Raw genomic sequence first — 21740 nt, 5'->3', positions numbered from 1 at the left:
TGAATGGCACAGCAAAACGATTCTCAGACAATTAATGGTGTTAGGCAGCAAGCACTGGTGGAGCATTTCAGCAAAAAAGTTGGGAGAAGAGTGTTTATTTTGACGGAGTCCTTTCCTTTTATGTTTATCGGAAAAATTATAAAGGTAGTCGATGACTCCATCGAATTGTATGTCCAAACAACATCTGTTCCTGCATTGGAAGGAAAAACATGGTTCGTGCATATTGATGCCATTGAAGTGTTCTATATAGAAACAGGGGTAGGTGCTAAAATTCCCGATTTGAAAGATTAGAAAAAGGGGTGATGCAAATGAAAAGAGTTTATCACGTGGTAGCGATTCCCATTCGAATCGTTTTGAACACGTTCGGCGATCATGACCCAAACGGGATGATGTATGTGTTAAAAGAAAATGAAGAAAAGGTAAAGAAATTGGTGAAAAAGAACCCATTCACTCCTGTAGATCTCGTACAGCCACTGTTTATAAGAGCAAATGAAGGCGATACCGTGGAAATTATATTTGAAAATAAGCTACCATTTCATACCGGTATGCACTTTCAAGAAGCTGAATATGACGTCTGTCAATCTGATGGGGCGAACGTGGGGCTTAATGAAGATAGTACCGTAGCACCTTACAACAAGATTTTATATCGGCTACATGTTTTAAAAGAAGGAAACTATTTTTTTTCGGATTTAGGAAATGTATCAAGTGGAGAAGAAGGTTCCAATTCAAATGGGTTGGTTGGTGGATTATGTGTACAGAGCCGTTTTTCCTGGTGGACCGATCCAGAAACAGGAAAGGTTATAAATAGCGGTCAATATGCGGATATCCATCATCCAATTTTACCTTCCTTTCGTGAATATGTTTGGATGTTCAACGATGAAATGGAAGTCGATGATTTAACAGGAAACCGTCCGATTAATCATTTTTCAAATCAAGAAGAGGAATCCTTTCATGGGGCCAATTACCGGTATGAACCGGAAAATAGACGCCAGCAGCTCATCTCTGAAGGGGTGGTCTGTCCGAATTGTGAAGGGGAAGAAGTTCATCATGATTCTTGGGTGTTTGGAGATCCATCGACGCCGATTCTGAGAGGTTATGTCGGAGATCCAGCAAAAATAAGGCTTTTTCATGGTGGTGTGAAAGAAACGCATGTCTTCCATTATCATGTCCATCAATGGTTTAGTGATCCGAGTGATCTTGCTTCTGAGATCTTAGATGCACAGGCAATAAGTCCACAATCCCATTACACGATTCAGCCGCTGTACGGTTTAGGCAGTTTGCAGGGCTCATTTGGAGATGCGGTAATTCACTGTCATTTATATCCTCACTTTGTAGCAGGGATGTGGGGGATGAACCGAGTATTTGATACACTTCAAGATGGGAGTCAATGTTATCCGAACGGGGTTCCTATTAAAGCGCTGAAGCCTCTGCCAGACAGGGCCTCTCCTCCAAAACCAACAAAATTAAAACCTGGATTTCCGAATTTTATCCCAGGTAAAGTCGGTTTGAAAGCACCCCGCCCGCCACTTGGAATCGTTGGGGGAAGAGGGTTAACAGAATTGGAGCGGCATGCAGCTATTGATCATCCTCGACCAGGAGCTGTTTTTACAGATCCTTGTCCTGCCTATGCTCCTATTAAGGAATTTAACATCTCATTAATTGAAATCCCTCTTATTTATAATCGAGAAGGCTGGCACGATCCAACAGGCCGCATGTATGTACTAGATGAGGATATAGAAGATGTTTGTTCAGGAAAGAAAGCGCCAGAACCTCTAGTTATCCATGCATCGGCTAATACTTGTTATAAAATTAATTTTACAAACCGACTGCCGCATATTCTTGATGGAGATGCATTCCAACTTGTAACGCGGACATATGAAGTGGGTATGCATATTCATTTTGTGAAATTTGATGTACTTGTAAACGATGGTGCGAATGTAGGCTGGAACTATGATTCTTCTGTTTTACCAGGAGAAACGATTCAATATTCGTATTACGCAGATGTAGAATTAAAAGCATGGTTTTTCCACGATCATCTATTCCCCGGCACACATCAGCAGCATGGCGTTTTCGGAACAGGAGTCGTCCACCCGCGTTTTTCTAATTACCTAGACTCAGCAACAGGGGATGAAGTGGACTATGGATCACAAATTACAGTCAGTAATCCACTAATTCCAGACTATCGTGACTTTGCATTATTTGTTCAAGATTTCACTCATTTGTTCGATAAAAATGGAAAGCCGTTAGCCCCGCCGCCTTTTCCAGGGTCACCGGATGATCCGGGATTATTTGGGGTGAATTATAAAAACGAACCATTGCAATTCCGTTTAGACAAAGAGTGTGATCCTGCATATAGTTTTAGCTCTTTTGTAAAGGGGGATCCTGTTACTCCTATATTTAAGGCGTATGAAGGAGATTCCATCCGAATTCGACTCCTGCAAGGCGCACAGGAAGAGTCGCATAGCTTTAATGTGCACGGTTTGAAGTGGTTAAAGGAACGCGGGGATCTAAATTCTAAATTAGACAACCAGCAGCATATTGGCATTTCGGAATCCTTTACGATGGAGATGCACGTTCCGCGATCAGGTGATTATTTGTGGACATTTGAAACTGAAGAAGATTTATGGAACGGATTATGGGGGTTAATACGAGCATATGATGAAAAAGTGCCAGAACTTATTAAATTACCAGACCGCGCTGATCCCTTAAAACGATCTAAACCATTGCCAGAATGTAAGGGGATGAAGCCGCCCCCAGCAGAAGACCCTACTGTAATTGAGGTAAAAGGGCCACATCGGTGTTATGACGTGGTCGCTTTTCAGACATCGATTGTTTACAATTCTTTCGGTGATCATGATCCTCATGCTGTTATATTTGCACTTCGCGAAGATATGCAGGCAATCAAAGAGGGAAGAAAAAAACCAGAGCCGCTAATCCTTCGATCTAATGTAGGAGATACCGTAGATGTAACATTAACCAGCTTTTTAAAGCAGGAACTATTCCCGTTCCAAGACGGTATCTACCCTTACCCCATTGTTAAAGAACAAGCTTTTTACCCGCCCTCACTTCGAATTTCTTTACACCCGCAATTGATTGATTATGACGTGAAAACATCTGCAGGTGAAACAGTCGGGTTCAACGGCGATCAAACCGTCGGACCGGGTGAATCCAGAACGTATCGCTGGTTTGTAGACTCCCAAGTAGGTGCGTGTGGCCTATGGGATATGGCGGATATCCGCAACCATAAATCGCAAGGCGCATTTGGGGCTTTTATCGCAGAGGCAAGGGGGACAGAATACTTGGACCCGTATACGCTGAAACCAGTCATAACGGGAGCAAACGTAATATTGCGTAATCCGTTGTTGCCAGATATAAGAGAATTCGTTTTGATCATGCATGATGGTGTGCGGCTGTTGGACAAAAATAACCAGGTCATTTTCGATCCGGTAGATGGTATTTTGCTAGCTCCGCCAGAAGTCGATGAAGATTTACTTGATACGTATGATCAAGGATCGCGCGGTTTTAACTACCGAAGCGAACGATTAATCAACCGCTATGAGGAACATCCTGTGCTCCATGATTTGTTCAGCTCTAAAGCGTTCGGTGATCCGTCCACCCCGTTATTTGAAAGCTATGTAGGGGATCCTATAACCATACGATTAGTAACACCAGCGGAAAGACGCAGATCCCATACGTTTCATTTGCATGGTCACCGATGGAAGTTTGATACAAAAGATATTTTTTCGCGAACGGAGTCATTTGTTGGTTTTAACGTGGCGGGGGCTACGAGCAATTTGCAATTGTTAGGCGGAGCAGGGGCTTATAGTGGGTTTGCTGGAGACTTTATGTATCGCTCTGGAAATATTAGATGGGATATAGAGCAAGGAATGTGGGGGATCATGAGAGTATTTGACGAACTGAAAAAACATCTTCCTAAGTTGGACAATTAGGTGCAAAAAAAGAGAGATGATTTTTTCTCTTAAAGAAAGGTGGTGTATAAATGGCAAATAGTGAAGACCTCCCCGAAAATGACCAAAGCATTGATTTTTTTGTTCCAAAGAGTTGTTGCCCTGAAAGATTAAAGACACCCCAATTCCCTTCACCTGAAAGCTGTCTTCCGCCTGATATGATGGAGAAAGTGGAAGAGAAAATAGTAGAAGCAAATCTATTATTGCTAGATCTCGCTCTTGAAGATGATCGATCCGTACAAGAAACTTATCAAAAAGTATTTGACGGATTAATCGGTTTGGATGTGGAACTAATGAATACCGAAGGTGAAATCATGGTTGGAAGAGTAGTAATCTCTGCATTCGACTTTGTTCTTTTACGTCATGACAAACATAACATGGTTGTGCCACATAACCAAATTAACTTGGTCAAACCTTCTGGGCGTTATGCAGAGCCATTTCCTGATGCAGATTTAGTATATATCGACCCTTATTTACGGCGAAAGTTAACTTTTCAATTTGGTAAAGTCGTTGCCTCCTCACCAGAGCTTATTCAGTTGTTCTTTAGAATTCCATTAGCAGTCTATCTTCTACTTTTTGAGGGGAAATTAGTTAAAATTGTCATTGAGGAAACGTTGATTGAAGGAATTCTTATGGATGTGAATAAAGAATCAATTGTTTTGAAATCAGAAGAAGAGAAAAAAGTTATTCCTATTGAAAAAATTGGAAGAATAATCTTGGACGCATAAAAAACCAGTCCCTTAAAAGCAAGGGACTGGTTTTTATAATTGATTAATTGCATGGATTTTTTGAATGACAGGGACTAATGACTGTCATATGTGAAATCTTATCAAAAGAAAAAATCAATGTTGTACCAATTGGATGTTCTCTACAGTCATGATATCCTTCGTTTGTAGAATCCTCTTTACTTTCCTTTTTTGATTCTCTGTCCAAATCAGTACCTTCCTCACAATCTATTGGCAACTTATCTTTGACAAATAGCTCAACAAAGTTAGATCCTACAAAAACGATAGTTCCTATTACATTTTTGTCGTTCTCTAAAGTAAACTCCACTTCACAGCAGATCATTTGGCGTAAGCGAAAGCTAAGTCCGTCTTGCAAGCCACCCAATCGGATTCTAAAACAAGGACTACATAAATCATTTCGACAACTAAAATGATGAGATGAACAGCAACATCCATGCTTATAGTGGTTATGGTTGCAACATCTATAATCATGATGATGACAGCAATCATCATGATGGCTCTTTTCATAACATGTGCAAGTGGGATATAAATGCTTTGCCATAAATTTTTCCACCTCCTCTTTCTCTATTATATGAAGTTTGTAATAAGGGAAGATGAAGGGGAAACCTATAAAATGAGCGAAAGTTGAAATCTAATGAAACGATTAAGGAGGTAGTATAAGTGCGAATAGGTACATAAAAAAGACTGTCAGAACGTCGTTTTTTACGACACTTGTGACAGTCCTGAGTTTAATTTTTTAATGTAGTGAGATGTTCATCAAATGCATCGATAATTTCCAGGAAGTGATCTGCTTCACGGTACACATGATCTGCAAGAAGTGCAGGCATGGTACTTTTAATTTTACAAGCTTCGATTAAATCTCTAGCAGTTTTCTTAAAATCACGGAGCGATACTACAGAAACGCGGTTTTGGTCGAGTAACTGATCTAATAAAGGCGTGGTTTCGGATTGAGGACGCATGTGATCCAAATCTTGTGCTTGGAAAAGAAGCTGATCAAAATCGTTACTGAACTCTCTTGCTTGATCAACAAGTTTTCTTTCAGAGGGATCTAATAGGTGACCAATAAATTTTGAATGATCTGCCATGATTTTTAAGAAAAATACGTTTTCTTTAATAATAGCTTCTGGTAATGGTTTTAATTTGCCTTCATTTAATTCTTTTAAACGCTTGGCGAAGTAAGCAGCTTCTCGACTGGTATGGTCAACGAGCAATGGGATATTATTAGATACGATTTTACAACTTAAAATTAATCCCAGTACTTTTCTTTTGTATGCCCAAATGGATACTGTAGCTTGGAAGACTTGAATATTGAAGCGCTTAATGACTTCGGGATCTGTCCTTTCATTATACTCATTCAATTGTTCTTCGATTTTTTCAAATACATCGATGAACTGTCTTGCTTCTTGAATGAGTTCGGTTTGATCCGCTGTAAATCCCAAACTTAAAAAGAAAGCATGTTCTTTCATAATTCTCGCCCAAAAACGTATTTCATATAATGACTGTGTTACGAATGTAGTCGTCATACACCCGCTCCTTTTCAGTTGTTTGTTCAGAGCATTCTATGAAAGATGTATAGTATTAATGATTGCGAATTGACAAGTTTCACGCCTACATAAAATTTTGGTGCGGTCTTTCAAAGAAGTTTATTACCGTTTTCAATTCTACCTTTTGGCTTGAAGTAATCCTCATTCTTAATAGTGAATCTGTAGAGTGTACTCTTCCGTTAACTCAAGAAAAAATCTTAACTCTATTCTTGCCATGCTCTGAATATCTTCTTTCACTTTCCAAACAGTTTTCCACTGCATTTGCGGATAAGATTAGCGATTTAATATAAGTACAAATTTTGAAGCAATAGCTGGGAAATTAGACTTCTAAATTTCATGATTATTTATCCATACGGTTGGGGAAGTATCGTCGGAACAACGATACTTCTCCAAGACAGACCTATTAGGCCGGATGCCTAAGGTCTGTTTTTTTGTGTTTTTTTCGTTTGTAAAAGGTCTCGGGAATTAGAGTTGAAAGAGGCGTTTTCAAAAAACGTTTTTCTCTTTCAAGTCTAATTTGAGGTAAGCCACTCCTCTTCAGTAACTCCTAAGCGCGGGGGGGATATTGGTGAAAACACCCTAATATCCATTTGCGTTAAAACAATTAGTCTCGGATTTATCTAGTTATAACAAGTCTTGTTTGTACAACTGAAGAGGATCCGTTAGATACTATAGAGTGACTTCTTTTTTTTGTTTATTGTTTTGGCATCCTAGTGAAATAGCAATGTTTTGAGCACCTACTTCGCGGCAACGTAAATTAAAGATAGAAAGAAAGATGCTACATATGTTCAAATTATGACAGCTAATTCTAAATTTCTTCTTGATATGACAACTATCACTAGTACCTATAAGAATATGTAGTGTAAGTTATGGGGAGTAGATAGGTGATTTCAATATGAAATTTATATTTAGAGGAGAAGGTTTAATGAAGAAAATAGCTTGGATTACGGATACAGCTGCGCAACTAGAGGATGCTTTCATCCAAAAACATCATGTACATGTACTGCCTCTTGGTGTTGTTTTTTCCGATGGGTCGTATAGGGAATCCATCGATCTTACACAGGAAGAGTTTTACGATAAATTACGCCTATCGAAAGTTTCACCTAAAACCTCGCAGCCCGCAATCGGAGAGATGCTTTCTTTATACGAAAAACTGCAGTTAGAAGGATACGATTTTGCCATTGCTTTACACTTATCAAGTGGACTTTCGGGGACATTTGAAAGCGCACAGGCGGCTTCTGAAATGACAGACTTCAACGTGTATCCTATTGATTCGAAAATCGGTTCTTTTCCGATGGTTAAAATGATTGAAATCGGCAATGATCTATTTGCGAAGGGGAAAGATGTAGTAGAAGTTGTTGCATCCATCAATGAAATAACATCTAAATCGAAGTTGTCCTTTATTCCATCCAGTCTGAACCAATTACATAAAAGCGGACGTGTTTCTGGAACTCAGAACTTCTTAAGTAATTTGCTGGACATTAAAGTAGTCATTAGTTTTGAGAGTGGAAAACCAGTCATGAAAGAAAAGATCCGTTCAAATAAGCGAGCAAAAAATTACGTGACTTCTTTACTTCGTGCGGACATGAATAATGGTAATGTTCCAGAAGTTGCTGTTATTAATTGCAATAATGCTCCTGACGCAGAAATATGGAAGAACGAGTTATTGCAAGAGTTTCCTACTTTAAAAGTACAAGTTGTTCCACTTAGTATTTGCGTGGGCGTACATGCGGGTGAAGGAACTACAGGATTAAGTTGGGTTACTTATTAATTTTTTATTATAAACTTCAGTTAGCTGAGAAGCTGTATTACGTTAATGGATTCTCGTGAGAGGTGCTAAACGAAAACATATGAAAAGGGGGACGAATCCGTAATGGTTTCGACCCCTTTTTATTTGTTGCTGTACACGGGTTTGATGAAATAACCTTTTTGTGGTTAACCGGCTTGTTGCACTTTTGTTGAAAAGTTGAGGATGAAGAAAGCTTCTGCAACCAGTAACAAAATCATTGAAATAGGAGCGACAGAAGGCATTGTAAAGAAGAGGACAGCCGTTATGATTAGCAATACTACCAATAGGCTAGGAAATTTTTCGAGCATGGTTATGTTAGAATAAGAGGTGAAGTCATCGGTGTTGTTACGAACAGCAAGAATGAGTTGGTGGATAATATAAAATATCATAATCATGCCAGCCACCGCTAATGACGTAAGACTCAAAGCAATAACAGTATCGATTCCTGTGGAAAGCGGAATGGTTGTAATCGAATGTCCAGATCCATTTAATACTGAGAATGCAATGCTATGCAAAATCATGAACAGAACAACTGGTTGAATACGTCGAATGGAGTCTATGCCACTACTTATACTCCTTAATCCGACATAGATTAAAATGTACCCGATGCTATTTGTAACGTAATAGAGTACTCCGGTTTCGAGGAATTGCAAATTGAATTTAGCAAATACAAACAATATACCTAGTATAAATAGACTCATTCGTTTCCTCCAATAGTTGAAAAAATGTAGGATATGTATCCATTCGTTAATTTTATAATATTCTTACAACTATGACAAGTAAATTCCGTGGAAATCGTTCATTATCTTGCAAGGAGGTTATTCTTTTGAACATTGATTTAAAACTATCATTCCCATATGATTTCGATCGAGCGCTTGAGAGATTATCCGGGACACCCGTGAATTATGTGGATCTTCAACAACGCTTCGTGCGTGTTCCGATGGAAGAAGGTAATCTGGTCAAGATTCAAGCGGCAGGGACTATACAAGAGCCGGCTTTTCTCATTGAAGGCTTGGAAGACGAGGAACAACTTGCTCATATCAAATGGCTTTTCCACTTTGAAGAATCTCTGGACGGGATTGCTGCTCATTTTGCTCAAACAGACCTAGCTCCGATCTTTCAAGAACATATGGGCACACCACTGGTCAGAAGTTTTTCACTTTATGGCGAGCTTATGAAGAGCATTATTCATCAACAATTAAATCTGTCATTTGCAAACACGCTGCTCATGCGTTTTGTGGAAAAATACGGTTCCCAACAAGATGGGGTCTGGCGGTATCCAAAACCGGAACGGATTGCGGCTGTCACAGTTGAAGAGCTTCGAGAAATGCAGTTCAGTACTAGGAAAGCAGAGTATGTTATTGGTCTTTCACAAGAGATAACTGCAGGAGCGTTAGATCTTGAATCGTTGCGAATGAAAGACGACGAAGAAGTGACTGCGGAACTCATTGCCTACCGTGGTGTTGGACCATGGACCGCGCAAGGTTTTCTGATGTTTGGTCTAGGAAGACCGAACCTGTTTCCGACTGCAGATATCGGGCTCCAAAATGCACTCAAGACGTTATGGAAGTTAGATCGCAAACCTACTCAGGATGAAATACGTGATCATTTTTCGGACTGGTCACCCTATTTAAGTTACGCGGCGTTATACCTTTGGAGAAGTATAGAAGTAAGGCCTATATAGTAGGAGAAAAAAGAGAGATGATTGAACTCAATCGTCTCTCTTTTTGCGTTGCATTCAAAGAGGTCCGCGACTAGCCACTTCAAACAAGTCAATCTAAATTATATGAATAAATTATTGAAAATTCAAATATCCTATTGCATACAACTTATTCATTACTGTATAGTTGATTCATAACTTGATAATATCTGAAAATTCTATTCAAAAAGAAAGGAGAAGGTATGGCACAATTTCATTTAACACCGAATTCTATTCAAGAAGTTCTGGAAACTCATGATGAGGATGTTATTGTTACAAATCACGAGGGAATTATCATGAAAGCTACACGGATTAGCGGTCACAGATATGGATTAGAAGCAGAAGATTTAATAGGGAAGTCAGTCTATGAATTGGAAAAGGAAGGAATATTTACTCCTGCAGTTACACCATTAGTTTTAAAACAGAAGAAGAAAATCGTCACAATTCAGAAAACAGCATCGGGTTCAAAAATTTTGATCACAGGAATGCCGTTTTTTAATTACAACGGGGATGTCGATTATGTCATTAGCTATTCCTATGATGTGTCTGAGTTACTCGTAATCCAGGATTATATGAAAGAAATTGAATATGAAATGGCGAAAGTGCAAGAAGAAGTACAGCATTTGCGTAGACAAATGTTTACTGCATCGGAATATATAATGCGCAGTAAGTGTACGCAGGAAGCCTTTTCAACTGCACGACGTGTTGCTTCTCTTGATGTACCTGTCGTCATATATGGAGAATTAGGAACAGGAAAGACAACGATTGCGAAAGAAATGCATAAAGAGAGTATGCGAAGTAATGGACCATTCATCGAACTCGATTGTGCAACCATTCCTGAATCCATATTCTTAAAAGAACTCGTAGGTGAACAATCAAGTGACACTATCACAGTGCCTGGCCTTTTAAGCATCGCGGAGGGAGGTACCTTCTTTCTGAAAAATATCAATAGAATGTCGCTTCATTTGCAAGCAAAAGTTGCCAAAATTTTTAAAGAGGAACGTTTTCAACCTCTTGGGTGTGAATTCTCTCGCCCATTACATGTAAGAATAATATGTTCCGCGGAGACGGATTTACAGCAAGCAGTTAGTGAAAAAAAGTTTTTGGGAGAGTTATATTACTTACTCAATATCGTTCCCATTACCTTAAAACCCTTGCGAGAACGTATTGAAGATGTAAGCGCTCTTATTTCTTATTTTCTTCAAACCTTCTCGGCAAAATATAAGACGGAAAAAATGATGACTGACCTCGTCTTTACTCAACTATTGCAACTTGAGTGGAGAGGCAATATTCAAGAACTTCGTCATGTCATTGAACGATTAGTTGTTCATAGTGTTGGCGAGGTTATCGATGCTCATGATTTACCGCATGAATATAGATTGCCTGAAGACGACTTTTCAGACTTCACTTTGGACGGTGAAACACTGCCTGTCATTCTTGAACAAGTAGAAATGCAAATACTTAATAGGGCGAAGAAAAGATACAAAACAACGACTGAAATGGCAAGAATTCTAGGAATAAGTCAGCCCTCTGTGGTTCGAAAGCTGAAGAAATATACACAGACAGAAGAAAATATATAAAAACATATTGAATAAAAATTCATTTTAATCTATATTTATTCAATAGGGTGTATAACAGATAGTATTAAGGAGGTCATTTTATGCAAAAACAAACTAACGACCAGCAAGACTGGGTTCAAATGGTTGACTCAATCGGTAACTTTTTAGCACCTAGTATGGCAAAAGATCATCCGAATTTGCCAGTGAAAAGTGCAGAAGGGTGCTATTACTACGGTGTGGATGGTAGAGAGTATTTAGATTTCACATCAGGGATTGCAGTTGAAAACGTTGGCCACCGTCATCCGAAAGTTGTGCAAGCCATTAAAGATAGTGCGGATCATTTAGTTCACGGACCGTCAGGCGTCATTATATATGAATCGATTTTAAAATTGGCTGCGGAGCTGCAAAAAGTATTGCCTCCAAACCTTGATAACTTCTTTTTTGCAAACAGTGGAACAGAAGCAATCGAAGGAGCACTTAAGCTTGCGAAATATGTGACGAAACGTCCTTATTTAGTTTCCTTTACAGGCTGTTTCCATGGCCGTTCGATTGGAGCGCTCAGTGTAACGACTTCAAAAAGTAAATATCGTAAGCATCTTCAACCATCATGGCTGGCTTACCAGCTGCCCTATGCCCTCCCGGAATATCTGCCTGAAGGCGAGAACCCGGATGTATTCTATGCTGAAAAGCTGGAACGAGATGTGAAGGAACTCTTTAGTCATCAAGTCGATCCAGAAGAAGTGGCTTGCATGATAATCGAACCGATTCTCGGTGAAGGTGGTTATATCATCCCTCCAGCATCGTGGCTGAAAAAAATTAGGGAAATCTGTGATCGTCACGGGATTTTACTAATCTTTGATGAAGTTCAAACTGGATTCGGGCGTACCGGAAATTGGTTTGCGGCTCAAACGTTCGACGTAACACCGGATATAATGGCGGTGGCGAAAGGGATTGGTGCAGGGTTACCACTCAGTGCAACGATTGCTTCAAAAGAATTGATGGATCAATGGCCACTAGGAGCACATGGTACAACGTTTGGTGGAAATCCAATTGCATGTTCTGCAGCACTTGCTTCATTAGAAATCATTAAAGAAGAGAAATTACTGGAGAACGCACAAGAAATGGGCGCCTATGCAATGGCAAAGCTACTCAAGATGAAGGAGGAATCACCTATCGTCCGGGATGTACGGGGAGTCGGACTAATGATAGGCATCGAATTAGGTGATCCGAAAACTGGTGAAGCCTCTGGGGATGTAGTTATGGAAGTTCTCGACAAGTGTTTGGCTGACGGTGTTTTGTTCTATCTTTGTGGGAATTCGGGTGAAGTAATTCGAATGATTCCGCCACTTACAATCACAAAGGATCAAATTGATAAAGGTATTGATGTGTTGAAGACTGCCATTCAATCAGTTTCAAACTAAAAGGGGGAAAAGCCATGTCTGTTGCGTTCAAAGGGGAGAGCACTAGCTCTAAAAGTGCTGTTTGGAAGTTTCTGGTTCCATCACTTATTGGTATATTACTATTTTTAGTACCGATCAAAATGAATGGGGAAGTTACAATCGGGGTTGGGGTCCTCGCATCGATGCTTCTTAAAGGAGCTGGGGATTATATTCCTCACTTCATATTGATACTGTTAGGTTTTACAGTTGCATTCACACTTTTAACAGTCGCATTTAAGCCGTCAGTGATTGTCAATCGACCATTTTTTAAAAACGTATTCCTAGTAGGTTGGTTCGGTATTACAACTCGAGTATTCGGTCTGGCGGTTGGAGTTATGGCTTTCTTCGAGATCGGGCCAGAGTTCATTGCTTCTCGTAACACGGGTGGGGTCGTGTTATATGACTTAGCACCAGTTTTATTGACATGGTTCTTATTCGCAGGGATTTTACTTCCACTCTTAGTTGAATTTGGTCTCATGGAGTTTGTCGGGGCTTTGCTGAAGAAAATTATGCGGCCGTTATTTACTCTTCCTGGTCGCTCCTCAATAGATACCATGGCATCATGGATGGGAGCGGGGACTGTTGGTGTGTTAGTTACAATGAAGCAATATGATGAAGGCTATTATACAAAACGTGAAGCAGCAGTTATTGCTACTACGTTTTCTATTGCTTCGGTTGCGTTTTCTCTAGTTGTAGCAAAAGTTGCGAATATCGATCATTTGTTCATTCCATTTTATATTACCGTTTCCATAGCAAGTGTGATCGCTGCTATCATTATGCCTAGGATTCCGCCACTTTCAAGAAAAGCAGATACGTATTATGAACCGGTTGGACAAAGAATCGATGAGTCCCAGCCTGAAGGTGTTTCTAATATCCAATGGGGATGGAGACAGGCATTGGATAAGGCAAGTACAGCAAAAAGCCCAATGGGATTAGCGAAAGATGGTATCCAGACAGTATTAGATATCTGGTTAGGCTTGATTCCACTTGTAATGAGTCTTGGTGCACTTGCCCTAATTGTTGCTGAATTTACACCAGTTTTTAGCATCATTTCGTACCCTCTTGTTCCGATATTGGAACTTATGCAACTACCGCAAGCAGCTGAAGCGGCACCAACGATGTTAGTTGGATTTGCAGACATGTTCTTACCAGCAGTAATCGGAGGATCGATTGACGCAGAAATTACACGATTCGTTGTAGCAGCACTTTCGTTAACACAATTAGTCTATATGTCAGAAATCGGAATTCTAATTTTACGTTCAAATATACCAGTTTCAATTGTTGATCTGTTTATTATCTTTATAGAGCGCACAATTATTACGTTGCCGATTATTGTGCTGATTGCACACCTATTTGTTTTTAACTAATAAAATGAGCTTTATCGGTCCGGTTGAAAGTTGAACTGTGGGCGATAAAGCTTTTAATCTTCATTTAAAAAGAGGAGTGGTAAAATGATCACTGCAGCAGAAATACAACCAGTGTTTGAAAATGTGTTAGAACGAAAAGCATACGAAAAAATTCGCAGAGAAGCATTCGACTACATATCTAGAGGTGCGGGCAGTGAAGCAACAATGAAAGAGAACCTTCAAGTCTTTTCGAAGTGGAAAATCAAGCCGCGCGTTTTGCGAAATGTTTCCAAAATTGATCTGTCGTGTACTGTTTTCAATAAAAAGCTGTCTTCGCCGATTCTATTCGCGCCTATTGGAGTACAGCGTATTGCTCACCCAGAAGGAGAATTAGCCTCAGCAAGAGCAGCTAAAGCAGTAAATATCCCATTTGTCGTCAGCAGTGCATCATCTTTTTCGATGGAAGAGATTGCGAATGAGTTAGGGGATGGTTCACGTTGGTTTCAGCTCTATTGTTCGCTTGAGGATTCGGTAACAAGGAGTCTCGTGCAGCGAGCTGAAGCGAATGGCTATTCTGCAATTGTCGTCACTGTAGACACCCCGGTATTGGGTATTCGTGAAACGGATGCTTACAATCAATATTCACCATTAGAAGAAGGAGACGGGTGTGGAAATTATCTAAATGACCCTGCATTCTGCGCATTACTAGATCGATCGCCTGATGAAGATATGCCAGCGGCTTTACAAAAACAAATTGACATCATCGATCAGCCAGGACTCGATTGGAATGAACTCAAGAAAGTTCGAGAGATGACGAATTTACCGATTTTGCTGAAAGGGATTTTACATCCTGAAGATGCAAAGTTAGCCCTTGAGCACAATATAGATGGTATTATCGTCTCTAATCATGGCGGAAGACAGTTAGACCACTGCATTGCTTCATTAGATGCCTTATCCGATATAAAACCAATCGTACAGGACCGTATTCCAATTTTACTAGATAGTGGAATCCGAACAGGGGTCGATGTATTCAAAGCACTCGCACTAGGTGCAGACGCAGTCTTATTAGGTCGCCCACTCATCTATGGACTTGCTATTAGTGGAGAAGAAGGAGTAAAACAGGTAGTCCAGAAAATTCTGCACGAACTCGAAATCTCCATGGCATTAGCAGGAGTCCGAACAATTTCAGAAATCGATTCTGATTTTCTCTTTAAGGGTTAGATGAGAAGTCTTTTTAACGATGAAAGATAAACGAAGTCGCTAAATAATAGAAGATCCGTTGAGAGAAGTGGTGGATGGCGACTCAGGAGGGATACAAATGGAAACAACCTAAGGTCGCCGCATCGTGCGGCGACGGTTGCATGGCCTATATCCTGTAGGCCCGCGTCCATTTGAAACGTAAATCAACACCGTATAATCTCCCATTATAATTAACCAATTTAAAAAGCTGTCCCAAAAAGTCAATTTATGACCTTTTGAGACAGCTTCTTTTTTTATATTAACCTTATTTCACCATATAGCCCCAACGCATTGCGAACAATGTCCCGAAAATCGTGACTAGTCCTACAAACAAGGCGTAGAGGATATTTAAATACAGCGTCTTGCTCTCTGCATTTTCTTTCACGTGCATGAACAGGAACAGTTGCAATCCTGCTTGTACCAGAGCTGTAACAACGAGAATCGTCATCCCTGCAGCAAATGATAAGTCAAAAAGTACTGCAACAAGTGCTACTAGTGATAGTAACAGGGAGAATAGGAATCCCATGACGTGCTGTGCTGGAAAAAGTTGTTTCATCTTACATCAGTCCTTTCAAGTAGACGAAGCTGAAGATGAAGATCCAAACAACGTCAAGAAAGTGCCAATACAAAGAGAAGATGAACGACTTATTAGTTGTTTCCGGTGTAAAGCCGCGCTTCTTGATTTGTAGTAAAATCGCGCCACCCCAGAGGAGACCGAATGTTACGTGCAAACCGTGTGTTCCAAGTAGTGTGAAGAGGGCAGACAGGAATCCGCTCGTCTGAATCGTGGCGCCTTCGCCGACGTATGTCACGAATTCATAGACTTCGACACCAAGGAAAGCAGCACCAAGCGCTAGTGTGATGCCGAAGAACGTCATCATCGGTTTTTTCAAACCAAGGCGCATGGCATGTATGCCTAATCCGATTGTGAAACTACTTGATAACAGAAGAATTGTTTCAATCATGACCGGAGTCAGATGGAACAAATCAGCAGAGGTAGGTCCGACTTTCGTATTGCCTTGCAGTGTAAAATACACTGCAAAAAGAGTGGAGAAGAGGGCGATTTCCGCCCCCAGGAAGATCCAGAATCCAAGGATTTTCATTTTGTTTTCATCGGTACTATATTCCATTGGTACTGAGTGATCAATTTTCATGCTGTTCACCTCGCAATGCTTTTTCTGTTCGTTCGATTTCTTCCACAGAAATGTAGTGTCCATGATCTTTTTCGAAAGTGCGGTAAGCTAACGTTCCTAAAATCACAACTCCGAAGACGATAGCAGGAATCCACCAGCTGAATACCATGAAGAAGCCCCAGAAGAAGAACGCTGCACCCATAATAATAGGTAGACCGCTATTATTCGGCATATGGATTGGTTCGTACTTTCCAGTTGCGAGTGGTTTTCCTTCTTTCTTCGCAAACCAGTGAGCATCTAAACGATTTACAGTAGGGATTAACGCAAAGTTATATTCAGGTACTGGGCTGTGTGTGCTCCATTCAAGTGAACGTGCATCCCATGGATCGCTTTTTATATTTCGTGGGCTGTAACGAACGCTCCAGTAAATATTGTACACAAGGATGATGAAACCGATTGTAAGACCGACTGCACCGACCATTGACAGCATGTTGAGTGGACCGTAACCAGTGCTTTCTGAATACGTATACATCCGACGTGTCATTCCGTTTAATCCAAGAATGAAGAGAGGGAAGAACGTCACGTTAAAGCTGATTGCGATAAACCAAAATGACAGTTTTCCAAGTTTTTCGTTTAACATGAAACCAAACACTTTAGGGAACCAGAAATGGAACCCGGCAATGACTGCAAACACTGTACCTGGTATCAGTACATAGTGGAAGTGGGCAACTAAGAACATTGTATTGTGGTACTGATAGTCAGCACTTGCCATCGCAAGCATGACACCTGTCACTCCACCAATGGTGAAGATTGGAATGAAGGCTAGAGAATACAACATAGGTGTCGTAAAGCTGATCTTACCTTTACGTAACGTGAATAACCAGTTGAATATTTTTACACCGGTTGGAATCGCGATGGCCATCGTTGTAATTGAGAACACACTATTAACCATAACGCCGTGACCCATTGTATAGAAGTGATGGGCCCAAACGACGAAGGAAAGTAACGAAATTGCAACCATACTGACAACCATCGATTTATAGCCGTAGAGGTTTTTACGTGCAAATGTTGAAATGATTTCACTGTAAATACCGAAGGCTGGCAAAATAACAATGTAGACTTCAGGATGGCCCCAAACCCAGAACAGGTTGGCCCAAAGCATATCCATACCGCCACTTTGCATGGCGAAGAACTGTGTGCCAAACTGACGATCGAGTGTCATCAATGCAAGTGCTACTGTCAAAACAGGGAATGCAAACACGATAATGACGTTAGTGATCAAAACAGACCATGTAAACATCGGCATTTTCATGAGTGTCATACCAGGTGCACGCATTTTCAGAATCGTCACCAAGAAGTTAATACCTGTTAACAGCGTACCTATACCCGCAATTTGAAGTGCAATTGCATAATAGTTATTCCCGACAGTCGGACTGAATTCCAGACTTGCAAGAGGGAAGTACGCAGACCATCCAGCATCTGGTGAACCACCGATGACAAACGAAATATTGAATAGCATTGCTCCAGAGAAGAATAACCAGAAGCTGACTGCGTTCAATCGAGGAAATGCAACGTCGCGTGCTCCAATTTGGAGTGGAATTACGACGTTCATTAATCCAATAATGAATGGCATTGCCATAAACAGGATCATAACGACCCCGTGTGTTGTAAAGATTTCATTGTAATGCTGACCGTCCAACAATCCGTTATCAGGGACTGCTGTCTGAGCACGCATCAGTATTGCATCTACGCCCCCACGGAATAACATGAGGAGTGCAGCGAGAATGTACATGACTCCGATTTTCTTATGGTCAACCGTAGTTAACCAGTTCGTCCAAAGCCAGTTCCACTTTTTAAAGTATGTGAGCGCAATCGGAATCGCGAGAGATACAACAACAATACTTACCATCGCCGCGTAAATCATCGGTTCCCCGGTTACGAAAAATTCGTCCCATTTCATATCGTCGAACTCCTTTCGTTTGTTAAGGTTGTGAATGGAAGGTTTGATTTGCTAGGAATGCACTTAGTGAGCATCATGATCCATATCCATATCCATATCCATATCCATATCTTCATGGTCTTCGTGCTGATCTTCAGTGGATGTATTCCCACCATGATTATGTCCGCTATTTTCCCCTTCAGGAGCGGGTTTGAATTCAAGGTGGTTAGAGGAATAAGTCTTACGACCGACGTGTTCAGCTTCTATCAACTCGTCGAACTCATCTTCTGTTAGCTTAGGGGCAGTTGTTTTCACATCGTTAACCCATTCCTTGTAATCGGCATCTGACAGTGATTGAGCTTCAAATTCCATTTTGGCAAATCCTTCACCGCTGAAGTTAGAGTTTTTACCTATAAACGATCCAGGAACATCTGCAGACATGTGGATGGTATTAACCATGTCACTCATCGCATACTTTTGACCAGCTAGTTGTGGAATCCAAAAACTTGTAATTGGTCCGAAAGAATATAGACGGAACTCAATTGGGCGATTCGCTGGGAAGTTTACGTAGTTCACGGTCTCGATCCCTTCTTCTGGATAGCTGAAATGCCATTTCCAGTTGGAGGAAGACGCGTAGATTACCATTGGTTTTTCGTCTGCATAAGCGACAGACTTTTGCTCGACTTTACTAGTTGAAGATACTGTGACCACAGAAAGTACAATTACGATGATGACCGGAATGGCTGTCCAAATGATTTCTAACCATTTGTTTCCCTCTTCATGAGGCGGTTCATAATCGTCATCCAGTTTCGAGGCACGATACTTAACTAGGACAACTGTGTATAGCACATAGACCACGAAAAGGATGCCTGCCATTATTGCAATTGAAAACAGGATTGTTTCTGATAATATTTTTGCTTGCGGTCCTTTTGGGTCTAATATGAGCAACGGGTTTTCACAACCAGCAAGTAGAATGGCTGTGATGGAGAATAACGAAAGCGCTATCCACTTTTTCTTCATGATAGGACTCCTCTCAAGAGCGTGATGTTAACAGGGGAGCTCTGTATAGTTTGCCACTAAACTATATTTTGATAATTAAAAACGATATGTGTTTATCAATTAAATGCAAAAGACTCCCGTGCGAACTTTATAATAGTCCCGTATAAACGAGAATTCAATGGAGAAGAGAGTATGTCACAAAAGGTTCTTATCTGTTCAAATTCATGAGCGAACAATTTGCATCACCTATTAAATGGGTGTAAGCTTGTTTATAATTTGTTTGATAAAGTTATTAGAAATATAGGGTTTTTTAGGCAAGTCGGAGAGTTATGAGGATTATAGAAGTGACAAGGATGTCCATTTTTAGGCAAACAAAAACAGCTTTTCTTTTCGCGTTCCGCAAAAGAAAAGCTGTTTTATGTACCACCGTCATCTTGAAAAGTCTGTTGGGCGAGCTGCGTCTTCAAAATTAGTTGACGACCTCGTGAGTAAGTTCTTCATCTCTAAAATATAGGAAGTGCTCTTCATCTAATTCGTTCATACGTTCCTTGTTCAATCCAGCGGCTAAATTACCTTCAAAGATTGTTTCCCACCAAGTATCAGTTGTTGTCATCATTATTTCCTCCCTTAAAGAATGTGGTTGGTTGCTTGTTATACACTCTTTACCCTAACTCTGTTTAGCTCAAAACGTTGTTCTGAAAAAAGGCTCCGATAGTCCTGCTACGAAATTCCAATTTTGTAGGACTACCTGATGTGGTTAGTATATGAATCGACAGGAGTTGCTAACCTGCGTATTTTGTCGGAATTAATGATAACGAAAACAGATCCTTTTGAATGATTGACTTTTATTTAGCTTTTTGATAGTGAGCAGGTTGGATTTTTGCGTAACACTCTAAAGGCAGTTAAGATAGAAGAAACCGCTTAAGAGGAGGAACGTCCATGAACTTTACAACTAAAGACGTAGAATCAATAATTGAGCGCCAACATGATTTTTATTTTTCAGGAGCAACACGTCCTGTTGAATTTAGAAAAGAAATGCTAATCCGTTTAAAAGAAGCGATTCAAGCATCTGAACAAGAAATCGAAAAAGCGCTCTACCGGGACTTGCGGAAAAATCCTTTTGAATCATATGTAACTGAAATCGGATTTGTTCTTTCAAGTATTGGTCATGTATTGAAACACTTAGATGAATGGATGGAACCTGAAACAGCGAAAACACCAATCTATTTACAGCCGGGGAAAAGTCAGGTTATCCGAGAGCCGTATGGATCGGTTTTAGTAATTGGACCGTTCAATTATCCGTTTCAACTAGTCATGGAACCAATCGTGGGTGCACTAGCTGCTGGAAACTGTGTAGTCGCAAAACCATCTGAAGCGGCACCGCATACTGCTGCTGTTGTTAGAAAAATTCTAGAACAGCAATTTCCACCAGAGTATGTTCGTGTTGTAGAAGGTGCAAAAGAAGAAACTTCAGCCTTGATACATGCACCGTTTGATTCGATTTTCTTTACTGGCAGTGTCACGGTGGGGAAAATTGTTATGAAGGCGGCATCAGAACGTCTAACACCTGTAACACTTGAACTAGGTGGTAAGAGTCCTGCAATTGTAGATCAGACTGCCAATTTGAAAATAGCTGCTGAGCGGATTGTATGGGGGAAGTTCTCGAATGCGGGTCAAACGTGTGTGGCGCCAGACTATGTAGTGGCACATAAAACTATTAAGGAATCTCTGCTAAAAGAGATTAAAAAGGCCATTCGACGTTTTTATGGAAAAGATGCTTCCTCAAGCAAGGATTACGGTCGGATCATTAATGAGAAACAATTCGATCGTCTTCAAACTATCCTTGTAAAAGAGCAATCTGTTGTAAGTAGTGGTGGAAACACTGACAGGGCAGACTTATATATCGAACCGACTGTCCTAGAAGGTATTCATTTTGACAGCCCCTCTATGGAAGATGAATTGTTCGGACCGATCTTGCCGGTACTTGAGTATGAGAACTTAGGGGCTTTGCTACATCAAATTCGTAAAATGCCAAAACCACTTGCTGGTTATATGTTCACAGAAAATGAGGAAGCTGCTGCATACTTCACAGAACAACTACCGTTTGGGGGAGGATGTATCAATGATACGATTTCCCATGTTGGCAACATCCACTTGCCATTCGGTGGAGTGGGTTCATCGGGACAAGGTAATTATCATGGTAAAGCAAGCTTTGACGTCTTCACCCATGAAAAAGCTATGATGAATCGTAGTACTGCTATTCCGATGAGAGCTGCTTTCCCTCCATATGGCAATAAGCTGAAATTCATTAAACCGCTGATTCGTTAAGATCAGTGGTTT

The 21740-nt window shown here is 40.5% G+C and carries 18 protein-coding genes; 10 read left to right on the top strand and 8 right to left on the bottom strand.

Features of this window, described 5'->3' with window-relative positions; translation table 11 throughout:
* The first annotated feature begins 3 nt into the window (after positions 1-3).
* Genes RL70_RS03635 through RL70_RS03625 form a run of 3 tightly spaced genes read left to right on the top strand, consistent with a single transcriptional unit; the run spans position 4 to position 4696 of the window.
* Positions 4-291: a hypothetical protein gene (locus tag RL70_RS03635; RefSeq protein ID WP_039042063.1), complete on the top strand. Its 288-nt coding sequence runs from the start codon at positions 4-6 to the stop codon at positions 289-291.
* Between the two features lie 17 nt (positions 292-308).
* Positions 309-3950: a multicopper oxidase domain-containing protein gene (locus RL70_RS03630; protein WP_039042062.1), complete on the top strand. Its 3642-nt coding sequence runs from the start codon at positions 309-311 to the stop codon at positions 3948-3950.
* A 50-nt stretch (positions 3951-4000) separates the two neighbouring features.
* Positions 4001-4696, top strand: coding sequence for a hypothetical protein (locus tag RL70_RS03625; RefSeq protein ID WP_039042061.1), 696 nt, complete (start codon positions 4001-4003; stop codon positions 4694-4696).
* A 43-nt stretch (positions 4697-4739) separates the two neighbouring features.
* Here the strand turns inward: RL70_RS03625 and RL70_RS17740 are convergent, their stop codons facing one another.
* A complete protein-coding gene (locus RL70_RS17740) occupies positions 4740-5255 on the bottom strand; it encodes a hypothetical protein (protein ID WP_156137885.1) in 516 nt (171 codons plus the stop codon).
* Positions 5256-5442: 187 nt separating this feature from the next.
* On the bottom strand, positions 5443-6237 hold the full coding sequence (locus tag RL70_RS03615) for a DUF2935 domain-containing protein (RefSeq protein ID WP_052245747.1): 795 nt from the start codon (positions 6235-6237) through the stop codon (positions 5443-5445).
* A gap of 946 nt (positions 6238-7183) precedes the next feature.
* Between RL70_RS03615 and RL70_RS03610 the strand changes: the two genes are divergently transcribed.
* A complete protein-coding gene (locus RL70_RS03610) occupies positions 7184-8029 on the top strand; it encodes a DegV family protein (protein ID WP_039042058.1) in 846 nt (281 codons plus the stop codon).
* Positions 8030-8193: 164 nt separating this feature from the next.
* Here the strand turns inward: RL70_RS03610 and RL70_RS03605 are convergent, their stop codons facing one another.
* Entirely contained in the window at positions 8194-8748 is a 555-nt protein-coding gene (locus RL70_RS03605; RefSeq protein WP_039042057.1) for a hypothetical protein, read from the bottom strand.
* A 125-nt stretch (positions 8749-8873) separates the two neighbouring features.
* On the opposite strand from RL70_RS03605, the gene RL70_RS03600 reads away from it, so the two are divergent.
* The 5 genes from RL70_RS03600 (at position 8874) to RL70_RS03580 (ending at position 15311) form a co-directional block, all read left to right on the top strand.
* Positions 8874-9731 (top strand): DNA-3-methyladenine glycosylase, encoded by an 858-nt coding sequence (locus tag RL70_RS03600; protein WP_231567225.1) that lies wholly within the window; start codon positions 8874-8876, stop codon positions 9729-9731.
* Positions 9732-9949: 218 nt separating this feature from the next.
* Positions 9950-11326, top strand: a complete 1377-nt coding sequence (locus RL70_RS03595) for a sigma 54-interacting transcriptional regulator (RefSeq protein ID WP_039042056.1) — start codon at positions 9950-9952, stop codon at positions 11324-11326.
* A gap of 80 nt (positions 11327-11406) precedes the next feature.
* Positions 11407-12726, top strand: coding sequence for an aspartate aminotransferase family protein (locus RL70_RS03590; RefSeq protein ID WP_052245746.1), 1320 nt, complete (start codon positions 11407-11409; stop codon positions 12724-12726).
* A 14-nt stretch (positions 12727-12740) separates the two neighbouring features.
* A complete protein-coding gene (locus RL70_RS03585; protein WP_039042055.1) occupies positions 12741-14111 on the top strand; it encodes a YjiH family protein in 1371 nt (456 codons plus the stop codon).
* 84 nt (positions 14112-14195) lie between these two features.
* The gene (locus RL70_RS03580; protein ID WP_052245745.1) at positions 14196-15311 is read left to right on the top strand and encodes an alpha-hydroxy-acid oxidizing protein; all 1116 of its coding nucleotides are present in this window, start codon (positions 14196-14198) and stop codon (positions 15309-15311) included.
* A 283-nt stretch (positions 15312-15594) separates the two neighbouring features.
* Here the strand turns inward: RL70_RS03580 and qoxD are convergent, their stop codons facing one another.
* The 5 genes from qoxD to RL70_RS17735 form a co-directional block, all read right to left on the bottom strand.
* Positions 15595-15885, bottom strand: a complete 291-nt coding sequence (gene qoxD / locus RL70_RS03575) for a cytochrome aa3 quinol oxidase subunit IV (protein ID WP_039042054.1) — start codon at positions 15883-15885, stop codon at positions 15595-15597.
* A 1-nt stretch (position 15886) separates the two neighbouring features.
* Entirely contained in the window at positions 15887-16483 is a 597-nt protein-coding gene (gene qoxC, locus RL70_RS03570; protein WP_039042053.1) for a cytochrome aa3 quinol oxidase subunit III, read from the bottom strand.
* Positions 16473-18422, bottom strand: coding sequence for a cytochrome aa3 quinol oxidase subunit I (gene qoxB / locus RL70_RS03565; protein ID WP_039042052.1), 1950 nt, complete (start codon positions 18420-18422; stop codon positions 16473-16475). Before qoxB ends, qoxC begins: the two co-directional genes overlap by 11 nt.
* Before the next feature lie 63 nt (positions 18423-18485).
* Positions 18486-19421, bottom strand: coding sequence for a cytochrome aa3 quinol oxidase subunit II (gene qoxA / locus RL70_RS03560; protein ID WP_039042051.1), 936 nt, complete (start codon positions 19419-19421; stop codon positions 18486-18488).
* A gap of 448 nt (positions 19422-19869) precedes the next feature.
* The gene (locus tag RL70_RS17735; protein WP_197054070.1) at positions 19870-20013 is read right to left on the bottom strand and encodes a hypothetical protein; all 144 of its coding nucleotides are present in this window, start codon (positions 20011-20013) and stop codon (positions 19870-19872) included.
* A gap of 326 nt (positions 20014-20339) precedes the next feature.
* On the opposite strand from RL70_RS17735, the gene RL70_RS03555 reads away from it, so the two are divergent.
* Entirely contained in the window at positions 20340-21728 is a 1389-nt protein-coding gene (locus RL70_RS03555) for an aldehyde dehydrogenase (RefSeq protein WP_039042050.1), read from the top strand.
* The last annotated feature ends 12 nt before the right edge of the window (positions 21729-21740 follow it).

The organism is Sporosarcina sp. ZBG7A, assembly GCF_000813425.1.
Taxonomy (GTDB): Bacteria; Bacillota; Bacilli; order Bacillales_A; family Planococcaceae; genus Sporosarcina.
Note: the sequence above shows the minus strand (reverse complement) of the source record. Positions and strands in the feature narration are given on the sequence as shown.

Bases quoted from the DNA above. Each gene is read 5' to 3' on its own strand.
- RL70_RS17735 (WP_197054070.1), bottom strand. From the start codon at position 20,013: ATGACAACAACTGATACTTGGTGGGAAACAATCTTTGAAGGTAATTTA.
- qoxA (WP_039042051.1), bottom strand. From the start codon at position 19,421: ATGAAGAAAAAGTGGATAGCGCTTTCGTTATTCTCCATCACAGCCATT.
- RL70_RS03605 (WP_039042057.1), bottom strand. From the start codon at position 8,748: ATGAGTCTATTTATACTAGGTATATTGTTTGTATTTGCTAAATTCAAT.
- qoxD (WP_039042054.1), bottom strand. From the start codon at position 15,885: ATGAAACAACTTTTTCCAGCACAGCACGTCATGGGATTCCTATTCTCC.
- RL70_RS03590 (WP_052245746.1), top strand. From the start codon at position 11,407: ATGCAAAAACAAACTAACGACCAGCAAGACTGGGTTCAAATGGTTGAC.
- RL70_RS03595 (WP_039042056.1), top strand. From the start codon at position 9,950: ATGGCACAATTTCATTTAACACCGAATTCTATTCAAGAAGTTCTGGAA.
- RL70_RS03635 (WP_039042063.1), top strand. From the start codon at position 4: ATGGCACAGCAAAACGATTCTCAGACAATTAATGGTGTTAGGCAGCAA.
- qoxB (WP_039042052.1), bottom strand. From the start codon at position 18,422: ATGAAATGGGACGAATTTTTCGTAACCGGGGAACCGATGATTTACGCG.
- RL70_RS03625 (WP_039042061.1), top strand. From the start codon at position 4,001: ATGGCAAATAGTGAAGACCTCCCCGAAAATGACCAAAGCATTGATTTT.
- RL70_RS17740 (WP_156137885.1), bottom strand. From the start codon at position 5,255: ATGGCAAAGCATTTATATCCCACTTGCACATGTTATGAAAAGAGCCAT.
- RL70_RS03555 (WP_039042050.1), top strand. From the start codon at position 20,340: ATGAACTTTACAACTAAAGACGTAGAATCAATAATTGAGCGCCAACAT.
- RL70_RS03630 (WP_039042062.1), top strand. From the start codon at position 309: ATGAAAAGAGTTTATCACGTGGTAGCGATTCCCATTCGAATCGTTTTG.
- RL70_RS03580 (WP_052245745.1), top strand. From the start codon at position 14,196: ATGATCACTGCAGCAGAAATACAACCAGTGTTTGAAAATGTGTTAGAA.
- qoxC (WP_039042053.1), bottom strand. From the start codon at position 16,483: ATGAAAATTGATCACTCAGTACCAATGGAATATAGTACCGATGAAAAC.
- RL70_RS03585 (WP_039042055.1), top strand. From the start codon at position 12,741: ATGTCTGTTGCGTTCAAAGGGGAGAGCACTAGCTCTAAAAGTGCTGTT.
- RL70_RS03610 (WP_039042058.1), top strand. From the start codon at position 7,184: ATGAAGAAAATAGCTTGGATTACGGATACAGCTGCGCAACTAGAGGAT.
- RL70_RS03615 (WP_052245747.1), bottom strand. From the start codon at position 6,237: ATGACGACTACATTCGTAACACAGTCATTATATGAAATACGTTTTTGG.